This window comes from Nocardia brasiliensis (assembly GCF_011801125.1).
GTDB classification, from domain to species: domain Bacteria; phylum Actinomycetota; class Actinomycetes; order Mycobacteriales; family Mycobacteriaceae; genus Nocardia; species Nocardia brasiliensis_C.
The window spans coordinates 7,448,240-7,466,901 of record NZ_CP046171.1; the positions used below are offsets into that span (position 1 = coordinate 7,448,240).

The 18,662-nt window shown below is 70.0% G+C and carries 15 protein-coding genes; 9 read left to right on the forward strand and 6 right to left on the reverse strand.

All coding sequences use genetic code 11. From position 1 onward, the window contains the following. Positions 1-250 precede the first annotated feature (250 nt). Positions 251-1,639, forward strand: coding sequence for an FAD-dependent oxidoreductase (locus F5X71_RS34095; RefSeq protein WP_167465675.1), 1,389 nt, complete (start codon positions 251-253; stop codon positions 1,637-1,639). Positions 1,640-1,701: 62 nt separating this feature from the next. Further along, a complete protein-coding gene (locus tag F5X71_RS34100) occupies positions 1,702-2,565 on the forward strand; it encodes an amidohydrolase family protein (RefSeq protein ID WP_167465676.1) in 864 nt (287 codons plus the stop codon). A gap of 26 nt (positions 2,566-2,591) precedes the next feature. Here F5X71_RS34100 and F5X71_RS34105 read toward each other — a convergent pair whose 3' ends face one another. Beyond that, positions 2,592-3,074 (reverse strand): DUF456 domain-containing protein, encoded by a 483-nt coding sequence (locus F5X71_RS34105; protein WP_167465677.1) that lies wholly within the window; start codon positions 3,072-3,074, stop codon positions 2,592-2,594. A 283-nt stretch (positions 3,075-3,357) separates the two neighbouring features. On the opposite strand from F5X71_RS34105, the gene F5X71_RS34110 reads away from it, so the two are divergent. Next, a complete protein-coding gene (locus tag F5X71_RS34110; RefSeq protein WP_167465678.1) occupies positions 3,358-4,455 on the forward strand; it encodes a CaiB/BaiF CoA transferase family protein in 1,098 nt (365 codons plus the stop codon). A 73-nt stretch (positions 4,456-4,528) separates the two neighbouring features. Here the strand turns inward: F5X71_RS34110 and F5X71_RS34115 are convergent, their stop codons facing one another. After that, positions 4,529-6,034 carry a PLP-dependent aminotransferase family protein gene (locus F5X71_RS34115; RefSeq protein ID WP_167465679.1) on the reverse strand — a complete coding sequence of 502 codons (1,506 nt, stop codon included), beginning with the start codon at positions 6,032-6,034 and terminating at the stop codon, positions 4,529-4,531. Between the two features lie 61 nt (positions 6,035-6,095). Between F5X71_RS34115 and F5X71_RS34120 the strand changes: the two genes are divergently transcribed. The 3 genes from F5X71_RS34120 to F5X71_RS34130 all read left to right on the forward strand — a co-directional run bounded on the left by F5X71_RS34120 (position 6,096) and on the right by F5X71_RS34130 (position 7,599). Further along, positions 6,096-6,449 (forward strand): hypothetical protein, encoded by a 354-nt coding sequence (locus F5X71_RS34120; protein WP_167465680.1) that lies wholly within the window; start codon positions 6,096-6,098, stop codon positions 6,447-6,449. Positions 6,450-6,504: 55 nt separating this feature from the next. After that, on the forward strand, positions 6,505-7,056 hold the full coding sequence (locus F5X71_RS34125) for a methylated-DNA--[protein]-cysteine S-methyltransferase (RefSeq protein WP_167465681.1): 552 nt from the start codon (positions 6,505-6,507) through the stop codon (positions 7,054-7,056). Between the two features lie 228 nt (positions 7,057-7,284). After that, the gene (locus F5X71_RS34130; RefSeq protein ID WP_238815609.1) at positions 7,285-7,599 is read left to right on the forward strand and encodes a hypothetical protein; all 315 of its coding nucleotides are present in this window, start codon (positions 7,285-7,287) and stop codon (positions 7,597-7,599) included. 131 nt (positions 7,600-7,730) lie between these two features. Here F5X71_RS34130 and F5X71_RS34135 read toward each other — a convergent pair whose 3' ends face one another. Together F5X71_RS34135 and F5X71_RS34140 are read right to left on the reverse strand one after the other, a co-directional pair. Beyond that, positions 7,731-10,331 (reverse strand): helix-turn-helix transcriptional regulator, encoded by a 2,601-nt coding sequence (locus F5X71_RS34135; RefSeq protein ID WP_167465682.1) that lies wholly within the window; start codon positions 10,329-10,331, stop codon positions 7,731-7,733. 176 nt (positions 10,332-10,507) lie between these two features. After that, complete coding sequence (locus tag F5X71_RS34140; protein ID WP_167465683.1) at positions 10,508-11,797, reverse strand: adenylosuccinate synthase; 1,290 nt, start codon at positions 11,795-11,797, stop codon at positions 10,508-10,510. 262 nt (positions 11,798-12,059) lie between these two features. Here F5X71_RS34140 and F5X71_RS34145 point away from each other — a divergent pair, with 262 nt between their 5' ends. Together F5X71_RS34145 and F5X71_RS34150 are read left to right on the forward strand one after the other, a co-directional pair. Further along, on the forward strand, positions 12,060-12,719 hold the full coding sequence (locus F5X71_RS34145; RefSeq protein ID WP_238815610.1) for a hypothetical protein: 660 nt from the start codon (positions 12,060-12,062) through the stop codon (positions 12,717-12,719). Then, complete coding sequence (locus F5X71_RS34150) at positions 12,716-13,498, forward strand: site-2 protease family protein (RefSeq protein ID WP_167465684.1); 783 nt, start codon at positions 12,716-12,718, stop codon at positions 13,496-13,498. The genes F5X71_RS34145 and F5X71_RS34150 overlap by 4 nt, the downstream gene beginning before the upstream one ends. A 402-nt stretch (positions 13,499-13,900) precedes the next feature. Here F5X71_RS34150 and F5X71_RS34155 read toward each other — a convergent pair whose 3' ends face one another. Beyond that, entirely contained in the window at positions 13,901-15,004 is a 1,104-nt protein-coding gene (locus tag F5X71_RS34155; protein WP_174817288.1) for an FUSC family protein, read from the reverse strand. Between the two features lie 52 nt (positions 15,005-15,056). After that, the gene (locus F5X71_RS34160; protein ID WP_167465685.1) at positions 15,057-15,500 is read right to left on the reverse strand and encodes a DUF3151 domain-containing protein; all 444 of its coding nucleotides are present in this window, start codon (positions 15,498-15,500) and stop codon (positions 15,057-15,059) included. A gap of 153 nt (positions 15,501-15,653) precedes the next feature. Between F5X71_RS34160 and F5X71_RS37345 the strand changes: the two genes are divergently transcribed. Beyond that, positions 15,654-18,428 (forward strand): hypothetical protein, encoded by a 2,775-nt coding sequence (locus F5X71_RS37345; protein WP_238815611.1) that lies wholly within the window; start codon positions 15,654-15,656, stop codon positions 18,426-18,428. The last annotated feature ends 234 nt before the right edge of the window (positions 18,429-18,662 follow it).

Below are 18,662 nucleotides of genomic sequence, written 5' to 3' on the forward strand. Positions count from 1 at the left end.
CCGTACCGAGCGCCTCGACTGGATCGGCTGCCCCCGGTGGCATCCGCTCAGTTCACGCACCGGCGCGGGTCGGCGGACGCGCCACCGATAGAATCGCGAGACTGCGGCCTGCTGTCATAGCCGCGACGGAGTGGGCCACGAGCCGACGACTCCGGGGCCGCATCGGTAGGTGCAACCAGCCAGCGCGTGACTTAGCCTAGGCTAAGCAAGACGCCGTTAATTGTTCTCGACCATAAGGGTGCCGTTAAAGATGACCGAACCGAGTGCCGCTGCACGCCCGCTCCGCATCGCCATCGTCGGCGCCGGGCCGGCCGGGATCTACGCCGCCGACGCCCTGATGAAATCCGACGCCGAGGTGAGCATCGACCTGTTCGAGCGCATGCCCGCGCCGTTCGGTCTGATCCGCTACGGCGTCGCGCCGGACCACCCGCGGATCAAGGGCATCATCACCGCGCTGCACAAGGTGCTCGACAAGCCGCAGGTGCGCCTGCTCGGCAACATCGACTACGGCACCGACATCACCCTCGACGATCTGCGCACCTTCTATGACGCGGTGATCTTCTCCACCGGCGCCAACGCCGACCGCGCGCTCGACGTCCCCGGCATCGGGCTGGACGGCTCCTACGGCGCCGCCGACTTCGTGTCCTGGTACGACGGCCACCCGGATGTGCCGCGCACCTGGCCGCTGGACGCCGAGAAGGTCGCCGTGCTCGGCGTCGGCAACGTCGCGCTGGATGTGGCGCGCGTGCTGGCCAAGACCGGTGACGAACTGCTGCCCACCGAGATCCCGCCGAACGTCTACGCGGGCCTGAAGGCCAACAAGGCGATCGAGGTGCACGTCTTCGGGCGGCGCGGCCCGGCGCAGGCCAAGTTCACTCCGCTGGAACTGCGCGAACTGGACCACTCGCCGACCATCGAGGTCATCGTCGACCCCGAGGACATCGACTACGACGAGGGCTCCGAGGCCGCGCGCAGACACTCCAAGCAGGTCGACATGATCGCGAACACGCTGGAGCAGTGGGCCATTCGCGACGTCGGCAACCGGCCGCACAAGCTGTTCCTGCACTTCTTCGAGTCGCCCGCCGAGATCCTCGGCGAGAACGGCAAGGTCGTCGGCCTGCGCACCGAGCGCACCCAGCTCGACGGCACCGGCAACGTCAAGGGCACCGGCGTCTTCAAGGACTGGGACGTGCAGGCGATCTACCGCGCCGTCGGCTACCTGTCGCAGAACCTGACCAACCTGCCCTTCGACGACCAGGCGGGCACCGTGCCCAACGAGGCGGGCCGCGTCATCGCCGACGAGAACGCCGACGGTGCCGCCCGCTACATCCCGGCCACCTACGTGACCGGCTGGATCAAGCGCGGCCCGGTCGGCCTCATCGGCCACACCAAGGGCGACGCCAACGAGACCGTGGCCTGCCTGCTCGACGACAGCAAGGACTTCACCCCGGCCCAGCGCCCCGAACTGGACGCGGTCACCGAGTTCCTCGAGGGCAAGGGCATCCCGTTCACCACCTGGCAGGGCTGGTACCGCCTGGACGCGCACGAGCGCGCGCTCGGCGAGCCCGAAGGGCGCGAGCGGGTGAAGGTGGTCGAGCGCGAGGACATGCTGCGCGCCAGCGAGCCGCACAAGGTCTGAGCCACGGCTCGCCCGTAACCGTCGCGACAGCGAAACTTCGCGTACTGAGGCATTCTGTACACGTGTTCGATGCCCATTTCCACCTCTTCGACCCGCGGTTCCCGCTGGTCGAGAACGAGGGCTACCTGCCAGACCCGTTCACCATCGCCGACTATCGAAAGCGCATGTCGCGCTTCGACGTCGACGGTGGCGCCGTGGTCAGCGGGTCCTTCCAGGGCACCGATCAGACGTATCTGCGGGCCGCCCTCGCCGAGCTCGGCGAGGGCTGGGTCGGCGTCACCCGGCTCGACCTCGACGCCACCGACGAGGAGATCGTCGAGCTGGACCGCATCGGCGTGCGCGCCCTGCGCTTCAACCTCAAGCGCGCCGCCGCCGACATCACCGGCATGACCCTGCAGGCGCTGCGCGCGCACGACCTGGTCGGCTGGCACGTCGAGGTCTATATCGACGGCACCATGCTCACCTCGCTGCAGCCGGTGCTGTCCAAGCTGCCCGCGTTCACCATCGACCATCTCGGCATGTCCGAGGAGGGCCTGCCCTACCTGCTCGATCTGGTCGATCGCGGGGCCAGGGTCAAGGCAACGGGTTTCGGCCGGGTCGCGCTGAACGTCGCCGACACGCTGCGCCGGATCCACGCGGTCAATCCCGAGGCGCTGATGTTCGGCACCGACCTGCCCGGCACCCGCGCGGGCCGCCCGTTCCAGGATTCCGACGTCGACCTGATCTGCGACGTCGTCGGCACCGATATGTTCGCCGTGCTCGAGGACAACGCCCGCGCCTGCTACCGCCTGCCCGCCAAGTCCCGCCCCGTCCCCGAGGACCCGACCCCCACCCTCCCCCTGCACCGCACCGAACAACCCACCCTCCCCATCCGCCGCGACGCCATCCCCACCCCCGACACCCTCCCCCTCCCGATCATCGAGTAACACTCGGGCACAGGGCTTTTCGGCGGTCAGGTGAGGATGGCGCCGGTGAGCCAGACGGCGGTGGCGAGTAGGGCGCCGAGGAGTTCGATCAGCATGGACAGGCCAACGCCCTCGAGGGCGTGCACTGTTGCCCGCCAAGCCTGTTGGTTGGTGCGGTGGCGGTGGAGTTCGGAAAGGTAAACGCCGAGAACGAATCCCACGAACAGGCCGACCAGGGGGATGACGAAGAAGCCGACTATGCCGAGGACCGCGCCGAGGAACAGGGAGCGGTTGGCCACGCCCGCGTCCTTCAGTTTCCGGCCTGGCCAGGTGTATTTGATGATGCCCGAGAGCACGAGCAAGGCCGTGCTGATGCCGAAGACGGTCCATGCGGTGGCACCACCGGTCAGCACGGCCCAGACCGCGATCGCGCCGAAGATCAGGATGACGCCGGGCAGGATCGGGACGATGATCCCGAGCAGGCCGACGAGGATGACGAGGCCGACCACGACCTCACCGGCGACACTCATGACGGCGCCCCGCTGACGCTCGGCTCCGCCATGCGCGACGCGCGCAGTATCACAATTCGCTCTCTTCGTTCGCTCATGGACTCCACCTCACTGCGCTGTCGCCGGACCTCCCGCGGCTGTCGCGCTCGCGAGGATTGTGACGTACCGGCTCGGCCCGCGCACAGCAACCGGGGGTGCATGAGTGCGGCAGAGTTATTGTCATACTGTCAATACACCTGCCGGCGGCTCCGGCGGGAGCGCCGGGGCGCCGGTGCGCTGGATCAACGACGAACCGAGGTAGGGCGTGAGCACTCCATCCACCGCCGCAAAGGGCCCGCTCGCGGGCATCAAGGTCATCGAGCTCGCCGGGATCGGGCCGGGTCCGCACGCCGCGTTGCTGCTGGCCGATCTGGGCGCCGACGTGGTCCGGGTCCAGCGGGCCGGCCAGTTGCCTGGCGGGTTCGACCGTCCGCAGCTGCGCGGGCGCACCGTCGTCGAGGCCAATCTCAAGGACCCGGCCGACATCGAGCGGGTGCTCGGGCTCATCGAGAAGGCGGACGTGCTGATCGAGGGCTTCCGGCCGGGCGTCACCGAACGGATGGGCCTCGGCCCGGACGACGCGCTGGCCCGCAACCCGCGCCTGATCTACGGCCGGATGACCGGCTGGGGCCAGGAGGGTCCGCTCGCCGATCGCGCGGGACACGACATCAACTACATCTCGATCACCGGCGTGCTGCACGCCATCGGCCGTAAGGGCGAGCGACCGGTGCCGCCGCTGAACATGGTCGGCGATTTCGGCGGCGGCTCGATGTTCCTGGTGTTCGGCCTGCTCGCCGCGCTGGTCGAGCGGCAGCACTCGGGCAAGGGCCAGGTCGTCGACGCGGCGATGGTCGACGGCGCACTCGCGCTGTCGCACATGATCTGGGGCATGCGCGGCAGCGGGGCGTGGTCCGACGAGCGCGGCGTGAACCTGCTCGACACCGGCATGTCGTTCTACGACACCTACGAGACCGCCGACGGCAAGTACATGGCGGTGGGCGCGATCGAGCCGCAGTTCTACGCGCAGCTGCTCGCCGGACTCGGTCTCGACCAGGACGGCCTGCCCTACCAGCTCGATCCGGCCGGTCAGGAAACGCTGAAAAAGTTGTTCACCGAACGCTTCCGGGACAAGACCCGGGACGAGTGGACCGCGATCTTCGCGGGCACCGACGCCTGCGTCACGCCGGTGCTCACCTTCGAAGAGGCGACGAACAACGAGCACATCGCGGCCCGCGGCGCGCTGATCGAGGTCGACGACATCACCCAGCACGCGCCGGCCCCGCGCTTCTCGCGCACCCCGAACGGCGTCCCGACCCCGCCGCCGTCGGTGCCGACCCCGATCGAAACCGTTTGGGCGGACTGATTTCTCATCGCGCGGGCCCCTGCCTCGACGGCGGGGGCCCGTTCCGCGCCCGCGTGCGGACCGGTCGCGGTGATCAGTAGCAGGTGAGCGGCTGCAGTGGATCGGCCGCACGCGGCGTCAACGCGGTGTAGGCGGCGGCAATTCCCTTGACCGCCAGCCGAAGTTCCGGTTCCTGATGGGTGAACGGCAGCCGGATGAAACGCTCGAACGCGCCCTGCACGCCGAAACGCGGTCCGGCGGCGAGCAATACGCCGTGGTTGGGCGCGGTGGCCGCCAGCGCGGTCGAGACCGGGGCAGGCAGCTGCGCCCACACCGACATGCCGCCCGCGCCGTAGTCGATGCGCCAGTCCGGCAGCTCCTCGGCGACAGATTCGATCAGCGCGGCCCGCTGCGCGCGCAGCTGGTCGCGGCGGCGGTCGAGGATGGCGTCGGCGTTGGCGAGCAGGTGCACGGTGGCCAACTGATCCATCACCGGCGTGCCGAGGTCGACCGTGGAGCGGATGCCGAGCAGCTTGGTGATCAGCGGCTGGTTCGTGCGGATCCAACCCACCCGCAGGCCGCCCCAGAACGATTTCGAGGCCGAGCCGATGGTGACGATCTCGTTGCCCTTGGCGAACGCGGCGACCGGCGGCAGCGGCGGAGCACCCGAGAGCTGCAGGTCGGCCATCGATTCGTCGATCACCACGGTCATCCTGGTTTCCCTGGCGATCGCGGCCAGTTCGGCGCGACCGTCGGCATCGAGCAGCAGGCCGGTGGGGTTGTTGAAGTCCGGCACCAGATAGGCCAGCGTCGCCGCGGTCTGCCTTGCGGCACTGCGGATTCCGTCCAGATCCCAGCCCTGGTCCGGGGTTTCCGGACGCAGCGGCACCGGTACCGGCCTTGCGCCGACATCGCGGATCGCCTCGATCGCGTTCGGGTAGGTCGGGTGATCGATGAGCACCCTGGCCGCGGGCGCGGTGAGCACATTCAGCAGCAGGCGCAGGCCGTGCTGGGCGCCGAGGGTGACCAGGATCTGCTCCGGATCGGTGGGCAGGCCGCGTTCGGTGTAGCGGCGCGCGATCGCCTCGCGCAGCGCGAGCACACCGACCGGGTCCATGCCGTGGGTGCCGAGGTAGGCCGGAATACCCTCCAGCGCAACGGAATAGGCCTCCTGCATCTCCGGCGGCGCGGCCATCGCGGCGTAGGTCATGTCGATGGTCGGCAGCTCAGCGGGGGCCATCATCGCCAGAATCGACCTGGCAGGCTTGCTGCCGTCGTGCTGCACATCGCGCGGCAATGCCACGGTGCTGCGCGAGCCCTGCCTGCTGATCAGATACCCGTTCTCGCGGAGCAGGGAGTAGGTGGAGGTGATCGTCGTCCGGCTGACGCCCAGGGTCGCCGCGAGGTCGCGCTCGCTCGGCAGCGCGACGCCGAGCGGCGCGCGTCCGTCGTGGATGAGCAGCCGAATGCCTTCGGCGAGAGCCAGATACGCCGGGCGCGTGCTGCGCCGGGTCGGCGATTCGCCGCCGTCCTCGTCCACGTTGCGCCACCCACCGAGGTCGCGAGCCAGCGTGCCCGCGCCGATCACTCTCGTCGCCATACGGTCCAGTATCGAGTAAGTGGATATTTAGATCAAGGCCAGTCTGGCGCACTCTGGTGTCATGACCACCTTCGCCACCCTGCTCTTCGTCGCCGCCTTCGGCTATCTCGTCTATCGCTACCTGCCGAGGGGCACCGAACGCGCGTTCCGGCTCGAGCGATTCCATCCGCGCACCCCGGTGTCGGACCGGCCCGCGTCGTACTACGACGAGCGGCGACGGTACACCGATCTCGCCGCGATCTACGGACGCAACGACGTTCCCGAGACAACGGCGACGCCGCAACACCAGGCCACGCCGGAAACCGGCGCCGAGCCGGAGCGCAGCGCGCGGCGGCTGACCTCGGTCCGGACCGAATCCGCGACACCGCGACGCGCCACCACGCATTCGAGTGCCCTCGACAGGAAGGCCAGTTGAGCGAAACTGGCCTTGTTCTACTGGACTTGTCGGTGCCACGGTGCACACTGAGCACGTGAGTGCCGAGGCAACACTGTTCGATACCGCGATCGGCCGCTGTGCCATCGCCTGGAGCGATGCGACCGTGATCCGGTTCCAGCTCCCCGAGGCGACCCCGGTCGCCACCCGAGCGCGCATCACGCGCCGCCGCGCCGGCCTGCCGGACAACGAGGCCCGCGAGCAGGCCCCCACCGGTGTGATCGCCGACGCCATCGCGGGCGTGATCGCCCACCTCGCAGGCGAACTCGACGATCTGCGCTGGATTCCGGTCGACCTCGGCGGCATTGCGGAGTTCGACCGCGCCGTCCTCGAGGTCACTCGCGCCATCGACCCCGGCCACACCCTCACCTACGGGCAGGTGGCCCAGCGCATCGGGCAACCCGGCGCCGCCCAAGCCGTCGGACAGGCCTTGGGCCGCAACCCGATTCCCCTCATCATCCCGTGTCACCGGGTGCTCGCCGCCGACAACGCGCTCACCGGCTTCTCCGCACCGGGCGGGGTCGGCACCAAGCAGCGGTTGCTCGAGCTCGAACGCACCCCCGGCTTCGGCGAGCCGACGCTGTTCTGACCGGCTGCCGCTGCGGTCGCGACCGCGATGAATTCCGGGCGCTCAGCCCGTCTGCACACACAGGCCCGCGACCCGACCGCCGGCCGACCATCCTCCGCGAAAGTGAGACCGCCGTGCAGACAGTGACCTCCGCCGACGGCACCGTGCTCGCCTACGACCGGCTCGACGGCATCGCCGGAACCGCGATCCTGATCGGTGGCGCCTTCGGCTACCGGAAAGTTTCCGAAGATGGTCGTACTGGCAGAGACATTGCACGACCAGTACGGGTTCTGGAAGCAGCTGCGCGCCACCGCTCACTCGACCGCCTACGACTGGGCCGTGATGGGTGAGTACATGCGTGGCGAGCCACTGCGGGCCGCGGACTGGTCCGGCGTCAAAGCCCAGACTTTGGTGATCGCGGGCGCGAAAAGCGGTGCCCTGCTGCGCACCGGCGCCCGCGCCGTCGCCGCCGTCCTCCCCGACGCCGAGATCGCCGGTCTCAGCCACAACCCCGACATCCTTCTGCTCGCCCCGCCCGCGGGCGAATTCCTCACCACCGCATAGGAACACGATGGCGGCGAGGTGCGCCCCGCCCACCTGAGCCGTCCCGTCCACGGCGCACGCCTGCATCCTGCCGAGTTACGCGCAGTCCCAGCGGAATCCGGCGCCGGACCCCACGGTCCGCACGCCGCGGCTCAGGAGCTGGATTCGCCGCGCATGAGGGCACCGAGGGATTCGCGGTCGGTGACGTCCATCTTGATGCAGGCGCGGTAGAGGTGGCCCTCGACGGTGCGGACGGAGACGGTGAGGCGGTCGGCGATCTGGCGGTTGGACAGGCCGGCGGCGACGAGGTTGGCGATCTCCCGCTCGCGGGCGGTGAGCGGAAGCGGTTGCGCGGCCTGGCGCAGCGCGGGGGTGCTCGCCCCGCCGCAGGCGGCCGCGAGCCGGTTCGCGGTGGCCGCGGATTCGAGCAGGCGGCGGCGATCGCCGGCGCGTTCGTGCGCCGAGGCGGCCTGCGCGGCGGCGTCGGCGGCCGAGAGCAGCGCCCCGATCTGTTCGAATTCCGCTGCGGCCGCGTCCAATCCGGGCCCATCGTGCGCGGCGAGCGCGACCGCGTGCCTGGCTTGCACCTGCACCAGCTCACCGTCCACCATCGCCGCCAGGTCCGCCAATCGGCCCGCGGCGGAGTGCTCGCCGAAGCGGGCCGCGGCATGCAGCGCCATCGCCTCGATGCCATGCTGGTTGGAGCGAGCCGCGGCATCGGCCGCGTTCATCGCGAGCCGGATGGCCGGGGTGACCGTGCCTTCGGCGGCCGCGTGCCAGGCCCGCGCGACTTCGAGCTGCGGCTCGTACACGGCGCTGTGCCTGCCGCCCCGCGCGGTGGCCTCGGCGATCGCCTCGGCCGCCTCCGCGGACCGCCCCAGCGCCGAATATGCCTCGGCGAGGCGGATTCTCGCCGGGAACATCCACGCGGCGGCACCCTCCGCGGCGAGCGCGGCCAAGGCCTGCTCCAGGTTCTCGATGCCGTCCGGGAAGTGGCCCTGCGCCACGTCGACGGTTCCTTGCAGGATCTTCGACATACCCCAGGCCAGGTACTGACCCGGCGCCGAGTAACCGAAATAGTCGGCGGCACAACGGCGTGCGGCATCGAGCCGGCCGGTCAGCACCAGCCCGAGTACCTCGGCATGGGTGGACATGAAGCGGTTGAGACCGTCGATCTCGCTCTCCACCTCGTGCCCGCGCGCCGCATACTGTTGCGCGGCTTCGCCCTTGCCCATCAGCGCCAAGGCCAGCCCGCCGCCGAAGGACGCCCACCAGATCGCCCAGGCCGGTGCGCCTTTGACGTTGATCGCTTTCTCCGCCTCGGCGATGGCGGTGTCGATCCGGTTCTCGTTGACCGCGCAGGCGGAGGCGAGCCCGTCGAGCAGCGCGACGTTCTTCGGATGCTTGGCCTTGCCACGCACCAGCGTGAGCACCTCGTCGGCGAGATCGGCATCGCCCATGGCCCACAACAGATTCGCCACCCGGGTGCTGCCCCAGCGGACCAGCTGCACCTCACTCAGCTCGTCGGGATCGAAGCTGGCCAGCGTGCGTTCGGCCTCGATCCGGTGCCCCTGCCACAGCAGCGCCCTGGCGAGCAGATCCGCGGACTCGACCCCGCCGCGCCGTTCCACCGCGGCCCTGGCGAAGCGCTCGCCGAGCGGCAGGTTGGCCAGCCCGATGGCGTCGGCGGCGGCCGCCTCGAACAGCTCGAGATCGGCGGATTTGTCACTGTCCAAAGCCAATTCGGCCAACCGGATGCGGTCGGCGGCGGAGTTGATCGGGCGCTCTTTCAGCGAGGAGTACAGCCGCCCGCGCAGGCGCCTGGCCGAGGCGATGCCGAGCCTGCGCCGGATCACCTCGCCGAACAGCGGATGGTTGTAGCGCACGATCAGCTGGTGCGAATTCTGCACGACCCGGATCACACCGCGGGTTTCGGCGGACTCCACCGCCTCCTCGCCCGCCAGCTCGGAGAGCACGTCGAGGTCGATCGGCTCGCAGAAGGTGAGCAGTTCCAGCACGTGCAGCACGTCGTCGGGGAGTTGCTCGACCCGATCTTCCAGCAGCGCGGCCAGTTCCGAGGTGACCGCGGCCCGGCCGCGCAGCTGCCAGACGCCGTTCACCTGACGCAGCGAGCCCGCCTCGAGCGCGCCCTCGACCAAATGCCTGAGGAACAGGGCGTTTCCGCCGGAGGACTCCCACATCAGGTTGGCGGTGAAGCCTTCCAGCTGCCCGCCGAGCATCGACTCGACCAGATCCACGCTCTGGCGCTGAGTGAACGGGTTCAGGTCGATGCGTAGTAGGTGGCCGTCTTTCCACAGCGAGGTCACCGCGTCGGGCACCGGCACCCCGCTGCGCACCGTGGCCACGATGTGGGCGGCCTTGTCGATGGCCAGTTGCAGCAGCAGGGTCGCCGAGAGCTGGTCGAGCAGATGGGCGTCGTCGACGCCGATGATGGTGTGCCCGTCCGCGAGCAGCGCCTCACGCGCCGCGGACATGAACGTCACCGGATCGTGCGCCGTATAAACGCCGACCATGTGCGCGAACACCCCCAGCGGGATGCTGCGCGCCGATTCGGTGCCCGCGACCCAGCGGATATTGCCGCCGACGGCGGCGGTCGCCTGCCTGGCCAGCGTGGTTTTCCCGACGCCGGCATCGCCGGTGAGGACCGCGCCGACGTGCGCCCTGCCGGTGAGGGCCGCGCGGATCGCCTCGAACTCGGTCTCGCGCTCGATCATCGGCCAGTTCCGAGCCATAGCTCTTACTGTAGTTGCCCGAGGTTCATGATCGAAGCCATCCAGCCGCCCCGCACGTAGACACCATGGTGCACTCGACCCCGGCTGACCATTCGACGGCCGCTGTGCGCACCCTTCACCAAACCCCGTGCACGACCACTGTTTAGACCACTACGCCGCACCGCGGCAGGGTCCGCTCAGCCGAGCACGTCGTGGCGGACGATCGTCTGATCGCGACCGGGGCCGACACCGATGCAGGAGATCCGCGCCCCGGACAGTTCCTCCAGCCGCAGCACGTAGGCCTGCGCGTTCGCGGGCAGTTCCTCGAAGGTCCGCGCCCCCGAGATGTCCTCCCACCAGCCGGGCATCTCCTCGTAGATCGGCTTCGCGTGGTGGAATTCGGTCTGCGTGGTCGGCATCTGCTCGACCCGCTCGCCGTCCACGTCGTAGGCGACGCAGATCGGCACCGTCTCCAGGCTGGACAGCACGTCGAGCTTGGTGAGGAAGTAGTCGGTGATGCCGTTGACCCGGGTCGCGTAGCGGGCGATGACCGCGTCGAACCAGCCGCAGCGCCGGGCGCGTCCGGTGGTCACGCCGACCTCGCCGCCGGTCTTGGCCAGGTAGGTGCCCGCCTCGTCGAACAGCTCGGTCGGGAACGGACCGGAGCCGACCCTGGTGGTGTAGCACTTGAGGATGCCGAGCACCGTGCTGATCTTGTTCGGCCCGACGCCCGCGCCGACCGCCGCGCCGCCCGAGGTCGGGTTGGACGAGGTGACGTACGGGTAGGTGCCGTGGTCGACATCGAGCAGGGTGCCCTGCGAGCCCTCCAGCAGCACGGTCTCGCCGCGCTCCAGCGCCACGTTCAGCTTCAGCCTGGTGTCGGCGATCCGGTGCTTGAAGCTCTCCGCCTGCGCGAGCACCTCGTCGACCACCTGCTGCGGGTCGAGCGCGCGCCGGTTGTAGATCTTCACCAGCACCTGGTTCTTGAACTCCAGCGCGGCCTCGACCTTCTGGGTGAGGATCTTCTCGTCCAGCACGTCGGCGACGCGCACCCCGACGCGGGCGACCTTGTCCTGGTAGCAGGGGCCGATGCCGCGACCGGTGGTGCCGATCTTCTTGTTGCCGAGAAAGCGTTCGGTGACCTTATCGATGGCCACGTGGTACGGCATGATCAGGTGCGCGTCGGCCGACAGCAGCAGACCCGAGGTGTCTACCCCGCGTTCCTCCAGTCCGGCGAGTTCGTCGAGCAGCACACCGGGGTCGATGACGACGCCGTTGCCGATGACATTCGTCACGCCGGGAGTCAGGATGCCGGAGGGGATCAGGTGCAGCGCGAAATTGTCGCCATTGGGCAGCACCACGGTGTGGCCCGCGTTGTTGCCACCCTGGTATCGGACCACCCATTGCACCCGGCCACCGAGTAGATCGGTCGCTTTGCCCTTGCCTTCGTCGCCCCACTGGGCGCCGATCAGGACGATTGCCGGCATGGTCGTGTCTCCTACGGTTCGACTTGCAACACCCGCCGGAGATGGCGGTCGGCGGAGCCGACCGGGCGGTATTCGCCGGTGTTGCAGCTACCTGCCGTATCGAGGCGGTGGCCGGGAGCACAGTCTAGTCGACGCGTCGTCAGCGGCGTCGGACCGGATCTCGTCGTAGGCTCGACAACCGTGTGGCCGTGGCCGGGCAGGGCTAAGGTTGCACCCGTTGGTCCGACGACGTCGGCTCGAACCGAGGAGGGTGTACGGCAGTTTGAGTACCCACGTTCTCCGTTGCGACGGCGCACCGGTACCTATCGCCCTCGCGGCGCTGCCGACCAGTTCGACGGCCGCCATCCCGGATACCGCAGAGATCGACGAATTGCTTCCGGTCCTCGCCGCCGACAGCCTCCCCCGGCTGATCGTGCTCGGCGACGACGCCGCGCTGGCCGCGGTGCTGACCCACCTGATGCGCACCGAGCGGCTGCACGTCGAGATCGGCTACGTGCCGGTCGAGAAGACCTACGGCTCGCGGGTCTACCAGACCGGCACCGGCAACGCCGCCGCCAAGCGGGCCATCGAGGGCCGCGCCGTCGAGGTGCCGCTGATCCGCGACGACACCGGCACGGTGCTGATCGGTCGCGCCAAGATCACCGGGCCCGCCGACGGAAAGCTCGAGGGCGAGGCCTACGTGGACGACTTCCAGCTGTTCTCCGGCAAGGTCACCGCCATGCTGGTGTCGCCGACACTGCACCAGCCCGGTGTCCGGGCGACGGTGCGCAAGGGCATCCGCAAGCGCCGCTGGGCCGAGGGCCGCGCCGCCCAGCTCGGCACCCCCGGCGCGGTGGTGACCAGGGACGATATCCGCAGCGACCGCACGGTGCCCAGGTCCAGTTTCTATCGGCACCACGAGCCTTGGCTGCTGGTCCGATGACGTCCGCGTTCTTCGCCGAAAAGCGTTCGCGCGCGGTGCGCCCGAGCCCGATCTTTCTGCTCGTCGTCGCCGTCACGATCGGTGGCGGCGTGCTGGCCTGGGATGCCCCGCTGAACTCGACCCGCGCCAAGGCCGGGGTGTTCGTACTCGTCGTGTTCGGCTGGGTGATCACGCTGTGCCTGCACGAATTCGCGCACGCGTTCACGGCGTGGCGCGCCGGTGACCGCGAGGTCGAGCTGCGCGGCTATCTCACGTTGAACCCGCTGAAGTACAGCCATCCGCTGCTGTCGATCGTGCTGCCGATGGTGTTCATCGCGCTGGGCGGCATCGGGCTGCCCGGCGGCGCGGTCTATGTCCACACGCACAATTTCGCGCCGCGCACGCAGCGGCTGATCAGCGGCGCCGGGCCCGCGGTGAACGCGGTGTGCGCGGTGGTGCTGCTGGCGGTGGTGCAGTTGTTCGGCAGTGCCGCTTCACATCCCGCGCTGTGGTTCGGGCTGAGCTTTCTCGCGTTCCTGCAGATCACCGCGACCCTGCTGAATCTCGTTCCACTGCCGGGCCTGGACGGCTACGGCATACTCGAACCGTCGCTGAGCTACCAGACGCGTCGCTCGCTCGACCAGTTCAAGCCGTTCGGCATGTTGATCCTGTTCGCGCTGCTGTTCACGCCCGCGATCAACGGGATCTTCTTCGACGCGGTGTACGCGCTGTTCGAGGTGTCGGGGGTGCCCGCCGACTGGTCGCGCTACGGCAGCTATCTGACCCGCTTCTGGACTTAGCGCAGGTTGCGGTGAGCACACCGGGCCGAATCGAGTAACCACCGCCGGGCGTCGCCGATTCGCGCTGCGTCCCGCGCCGCCGCGAGTATCGGCGAATAGTGCCCGCACACAGGGCCGTCCGGCCGGACCTCCCCTGACCGGACGGCTCTGCTCTTCGCAGCGGGCGAATCCACCCCGACCCGTCCGGCCACCACACCCCTTGGCCGGCGGGGTGGTTCGCTGATGTGCGAAGTACGTGACCGCTACACCCCTCGCCTCGTTGCGGTCTGATGATCAAGGTAGCGCGCGCGATACGCCGGAACACGAGTAGCGCACTACCCAAAGTTCATCATCTGGCACCCGCACCGCCGCCGACGGAGCACTCGCACGCCCCGACTGCTACGCGCTCGACCGGGTTGCTGCTCAATCCTCGGGCGCGATCCACGGTTTGGGCACGGTCGGCGGAAGCAGCGCCATCGCCGAAATGCGTTTCATACCGCATACCTGCATCAGGTCGACCACGATCGAGCGCACCTGTGCGAACACGACGTGCGCCGAAAGACCGGCACCCTCAACGAGTTCCGGGCGCGCCCCCTTGGCGACGGTGCGCAGCACGCGCGCGCCCTCGGCCTGATCCGGCTGCTCACCCGGATCGGCGAGCATCATCCGGCGCACCACATCGACTGCCTGGCCGAGCCTTTCGACCTCGTCGATCAGGCGGGGATCGAGGATCTCGTCGTCCTGGACCAGCGTCAGCGAGCGGCGCAGCAGCACCCTGGTGTTGCGCACCGCGTTGTCGAGCGGGTCGGCGGTGGCCTTGATGCGTTCGAGGCGGGCGCGAGAGTTCCAGTACAGCGGGGAGATTCGGCTGATCTCCCTGCCGCCCTCCAGGATCGCGCGCAACGAGTCGATCTGCGGCTGCGTCGCGCGAACCGCGGCGAGCGCCGCGCGCAGCTTCTCCGGATCCTGCTCCAGCAGCCCGTCGCCGCACTCGGTGAGCGATTTGCCCATCACGCCAAGGATTTCCGCGGCCTTGTCGCGGGCGCGGCGCACCGGATGCAGCGGAATCGAGGCCACCACAACCACTCCCACCAGACCGCCGACCAGCGCGTCGATCATCCGGGAGAAGCCGCCGCCCGCCGACGGCGGCAGCAGGGTCGCGACCAGCACCGCGGAACCGGCCGCCTGCATGGTGATGATCGAACCGCCGTCCAGGAACACCGCCGCCGCCATGGCGACCGCGACCACCAGCGCGATCTGCCACACTCCGGTGCCCGCGTTGGTGATGAACAGGTCACCGATGCCGATACCGACCGCGACACCGACCACCAGTTCCACCGACCGGCGCAGCCTGGCACCGAAGGAGATGCCGATCGACACCACTGCCGCGGTCGGGGCGAAGAACGGTTGCGGATGGCCGACGATCTCGCGCGCGATGAACCAGGCCAGCGCCGCGCCGACGGCGCACTGCACGATCGGCAGCGCCGACAGCCGCAGCCGCGCCCAGGAGGCGCGCAGCCGATCCATCGTGCTGGTGCGCGCGATATCGACGCGCGGCTTGAATTCGAGCAGGGACAACTCAGTCCAGGCCCAGCTCAGCCGCCGCGCGGGGATCGCAGTCTTCGAGCAGGTCCAGGCAGCGCGCGTACTCCTCGGTCTCGCCGACCACCTTGGCCGCGCGGGCCAGCGCGCCGACGCTGCGCAGGAAACCCCGGTTGGGTTCGTGGCTCCACGGCACCGGGCCGAAGCCCTTCCAGCCATTGCGCCGCAACAGGTCGAGGCCGCGGTGATAGCCGGTGCGGGCGAACGCGTAGGCGGCGACGATGTCATGGTTGATCGGCTCCGCAGCGGCTTCGCCCCTGGTGAGCGCGGCCTCGGCCAGATAGGCCCAGGCGATCGATGCCGCCGGATGGTCGGCGGCGACACGCACCGGATCGGTGCCGTCGAGCAACGCGTCTTCGGCGTCGGAGATTTCGGGGAGGAGTACCGGTTGCGGGCCTAGCAGATCACCGAACGAGGTCATGGGCTTCATTGTGCACCGATGCGGCATTTGCCGGTTACGCGTGCCTGCACATTCCCGGGTCGCCGTGCGGGGTCTGAAGTCGGCCTTCGTCGGACCCTGGCCGTTAAGCTGGCCGTCGAGTTCAAGATGTTCCGCCTGACCGAGGGGTAGTGCGTGTCCGACCCGAACGACAACAAGAACCCGGCGCGGGAAAGCGCCGACCCGGCAACCCCGGCCGGAACCGACGCACGCCCCGGCGCCGAGGCGACCGGCAACTCGAGCGCGAACAGCGGCGATCGCCCGGCCGATCCCGGCGCCACCCGCCCGATCCCGGCCGCGAGCGGCGGCAGCACGAACTCCCCCACACAGCCAGGCGGAACCGGACCGCAGCAGCCCGGCCCGCCCGCCGCAGGCACCGGCGCACCGAATTCCGCCGCGCGAGGCGCCGCGGGACCGAGTGGTTCGACCACCGGCGCGGGCGGGTCGTCCGCCGCGCCCGGCGCGCCGACGATCAGCACGCCGGGCGCGGCAGGCACCGGCGGATCCCCGGCCCCCGGAGTCAGCACACCGTCGGGCACGGACGCCAAGGCCCGCACCGATGCGCGCAGCGGGTCGACCCCGCAACCACCAGCGAGTTCCGGCACACCCGGCGGCGCTACCGCGCCCGGTGGAGCGAACGCCACGGGAACGCCACAGAGCAACACGCCCACCCCGACCGATAGCGGTACCGCCGAGACCGAGGTGATCGCCCGCCAAACCAGGCCCGCCGCGAACTCGGCATCGACCGCCCAGTCGGCCAACCCGGCGGAAATCCCTGACTCCGCCCAAGCACCAGACGCCGAAACGGTCGCGCTGAAGCGTCGGCCGGGCTCCGACCCGGCCACTGGAACACCCGCCCCGACACCGGCCAGCGGCCCGCGCGGTCCGGAAAACGCAGTGGGGCAGCCAGATACGCCCGCTGCCCAGCAGCCCGGCGCGACCGCCGCACACGCCGGCACACCTGGCACCCCGACCAGCCCCGGCGCCGCCGAAGGCGCTGCCAAGCGACCCGGCGGCACCCCAAGCGCACCAACCCAAACCGGTGCGCCCGGCACACCGCACCCCGGCGGCGCCGTTCGTCCTGGCGGCACCGCAAGCGCGACAACGCAAACCGGTGGACCAGGCGCGGCACCGCAAGCCGGTGCGCCCGACCGAACAGGCGGCGTCGAAAGCGCTCCGGCGCAATCCGGCGGCGCAGCAGGCGCGGCGACGCAGCCCGGCGGCACCACGGGTACGGCAGGCCAGGCCACTCGGTCTCAGCCGGGCCAGCCCCGGGATGCGAAAGACACGGGGGAGCAGGCGGGTACGCCAGACGCGACTTCGCAGGCCAGCGGTGCGGCGGCAGGCGCGGCAGGCGCAGGGGCGGAGCTCACTGTTCCGGGTGCGCCGATCCAAACTGGGCAGCCCGGTGACGCGAAAGGTGCGGCAGCACAGGCGGGTGGGGCTGCCGCGGGGGCGCAAGACAGCGGCGCGGGAGCCGGGCGACCCGGCGAGACCGCGGATGCCGCAGTACCCGGTGCGGCAACATCGGCACAGGCCGGGAACGCCAAAGAGGCGGCGACGCAAGCAGATGAGTCCGGTGCGGGGGCGCAGGGCGGCGAGGGGGCTGCGCGACCCGGCGGGGACGGGGAAGCCGCGGCGCAGGGCGGTGCCACGACAGCGGCGGCGCAGTCCGGTCCGGCCGGGGATGCCAAAGGTGCGGCGGCCGGTAGCGTTTCGCAGGCCGCGGCCGGGCAGCCCGGCAGCGCCTCCGGGGCCGAGGCGGCGACCGAGGCGATTCGGCAGGGCGACCAGGCGACCCCGGAGGGCGGGGCTCGGCCCAAGCGCAGCCCCTGGTTCGGCGGTGCGGCGGCCGGGGCGAAAGCCGCTGCGGCACCGGGCACTCCGGCCACACCGAGCACTCCGGACCAGCGGTCCGCGGCCTCGGATGACGCGCCGACCACCGTGATGCGAGTGCAGCAGCCCGCCGGTGCGCCGGAGGACGAGACCGTCAAGATGCAGACGGCCGCCACCGAGACTCCCGCGGACGGCGGACAGAATCCGCCCGCGTCCGAGGACGTGACGGTGGCCATGCCGGTGATCACACCGGAGGACGCGCAGACCGTCGCGCTGCCGGTCCAGCGGCCCGACGCGCCGAAGCAGGCGGGCACCGACCGGGTGGCGCCGGGTCAGGGCCGGGTGCCGATCACCAAGCCGCCGAACACCCCGCGTCCGGCGTCCGGACCGAAACAGCCAGGACCGCAAGGGCCTTCGGCACCGCCGCAGGGCGGCCCGGCACCGGTCGAGGACGCGCGGCAGGCGCCGCCGAGGCCGGGTTCGGCTCCCTCGCCCGCGGATATCCAGCCCACCACGCCCGCGCAGTCGCTGGCCGGGCCGCGCCCACCGCAACCGCGGCCGATCGCGCAACCACAGCGGATCACCCCCGCCGCCGCGCAGGCGCCCGCCGCACCGGAGACACCGGCCACGGGTCGCTCCAAGCGCTGGCTGCTCGCGGTAGCAGGCGCCGCCGTGCTGGTGGTCGTTTTGATCGGCGTGGCTGTGGTTTTGGTCACGGGCGCGGGCGGCAATTCGCCGGAGGAGAAGGTGCGCGCCGCCATCACCGATTACACGCGGGCGTTGAAAAAGGGTGATCTGAACGCACTGCGCAGCACGACGTGTGGCCCACTGCACGACTTTTACCAGGGCATTCCCGCGGATCAGTTCGCCGGCGTGCACCAATTGTCGATGGATCGGCGCAACATTCCGGTGATCGACGGCATCGACGCCATCCGGATCACCGACAAGACCGCGATCGCGCAGGCGACGGTCTATACCGAGGCCGATCCGGCCAAACGCTCGGCACGCACCTTCGATCTACAGGAGACCGACGACGGCTGGAAGGTCTGCGATCCGCCGACGAGCCCGCAGTAGCGGCGCCCCGGCAGCCGCCGCGCGTTCGTCCGGCGTCTCGGTTGTTCGTCACACGGGCAACCGAGGCGCCGAAGTCGTTCATAGCCATAGCGAATCACTCTTCGGCCGTGATGCACAGCGAGGACCCGCGACGCAAATGAAGAACCGGCGAAATCGATAGCAATTTTGTATCGGCCGACGGTAGCGCTGCTCACACACAGCTGGTCAAGGGTCCGCTTCATTAGTAGCGTGGCC

What these genes read in the sequence shown, in the direction of transcription:
- F5X71_RS34095 (WP_167465675.1), top strand. Translation starts at nt 251, where the DNA reads ATGACCGAACCGAGTGCCGCTGCACGCCCGCTCCGCATCGCCATCGTC.
- F5X71_RS34105 (WP_167465677.1), bottom strand. Translation starts at nt 3,074, where the DNA reads ATGAGTGTCGCCGGTGAGGTCGTGGTCGGCCTCGTCATCCTCGTCGGC.
- F5X71_RS34140 (WP_167465683.1), bottom strand. Translation starts at nt 11,797, where the DNA reads ATGCCGGCAATCGTCCTGATCGGCGCCCAGTGGGGCGACGAAGGCAAG.
- F5X71_RS34130 (WP_238815609.1), top strand. Translation starts at nt 7,285, where the DNA reads ATGGTCGTACTGGCAGAGACATTGCACGACCAGTACGGGTTCTGGAAG.
- F5X71_RS34150 (WP_167465684.1), top strand. Translation starts at nt 12,716, where the DNA reads ATGACGTCCGCGTTCTTCGCCGAAAAGCGTTCGCGCGCGGTGCGCCCG.
- F5X71_RS34120 (WP_167465680.1), top strand. Translation starts at nt 6,096, where the DNA reads ATGACCACCTTCGCCACCCTGCTCTTCGTCGCCGCCTTCGGCTATCTC.
- F5X71_RS34160 (WP_167465685.1), bottom strand. Translation starts at nt 15,500, where the DNA reads ATGACCTCGTTCGGTGATCTGCTAGGCCCGCAACCGGTACTCCTCCCC.
- F5X71_RS34155 (WP_174817288.1), bottom strand. Translation starts at nt 15,004, where the DNA reads ATGGATCGGCTGCGCGCCTCCTGGGCGCGGCTGCGGCTGTCGGCGCTG.
- F5X71_RS34115 (WP_167465679.1), bottom strand. Translation starts at nt 6,034, where the DNA reads ATGGCGACGAGAGTGATCGGCGCGGGCACGCTGGCTCGCGACCTCGGT.
- F5X71_RS34135 (WP_167465682.1), bottom strand. Translation starts at nt 10,331, where the DNA reads ATGGCTCGGAACTGGCCGATGATCGAGCGCGAGACCGAGTTCGAGGCG.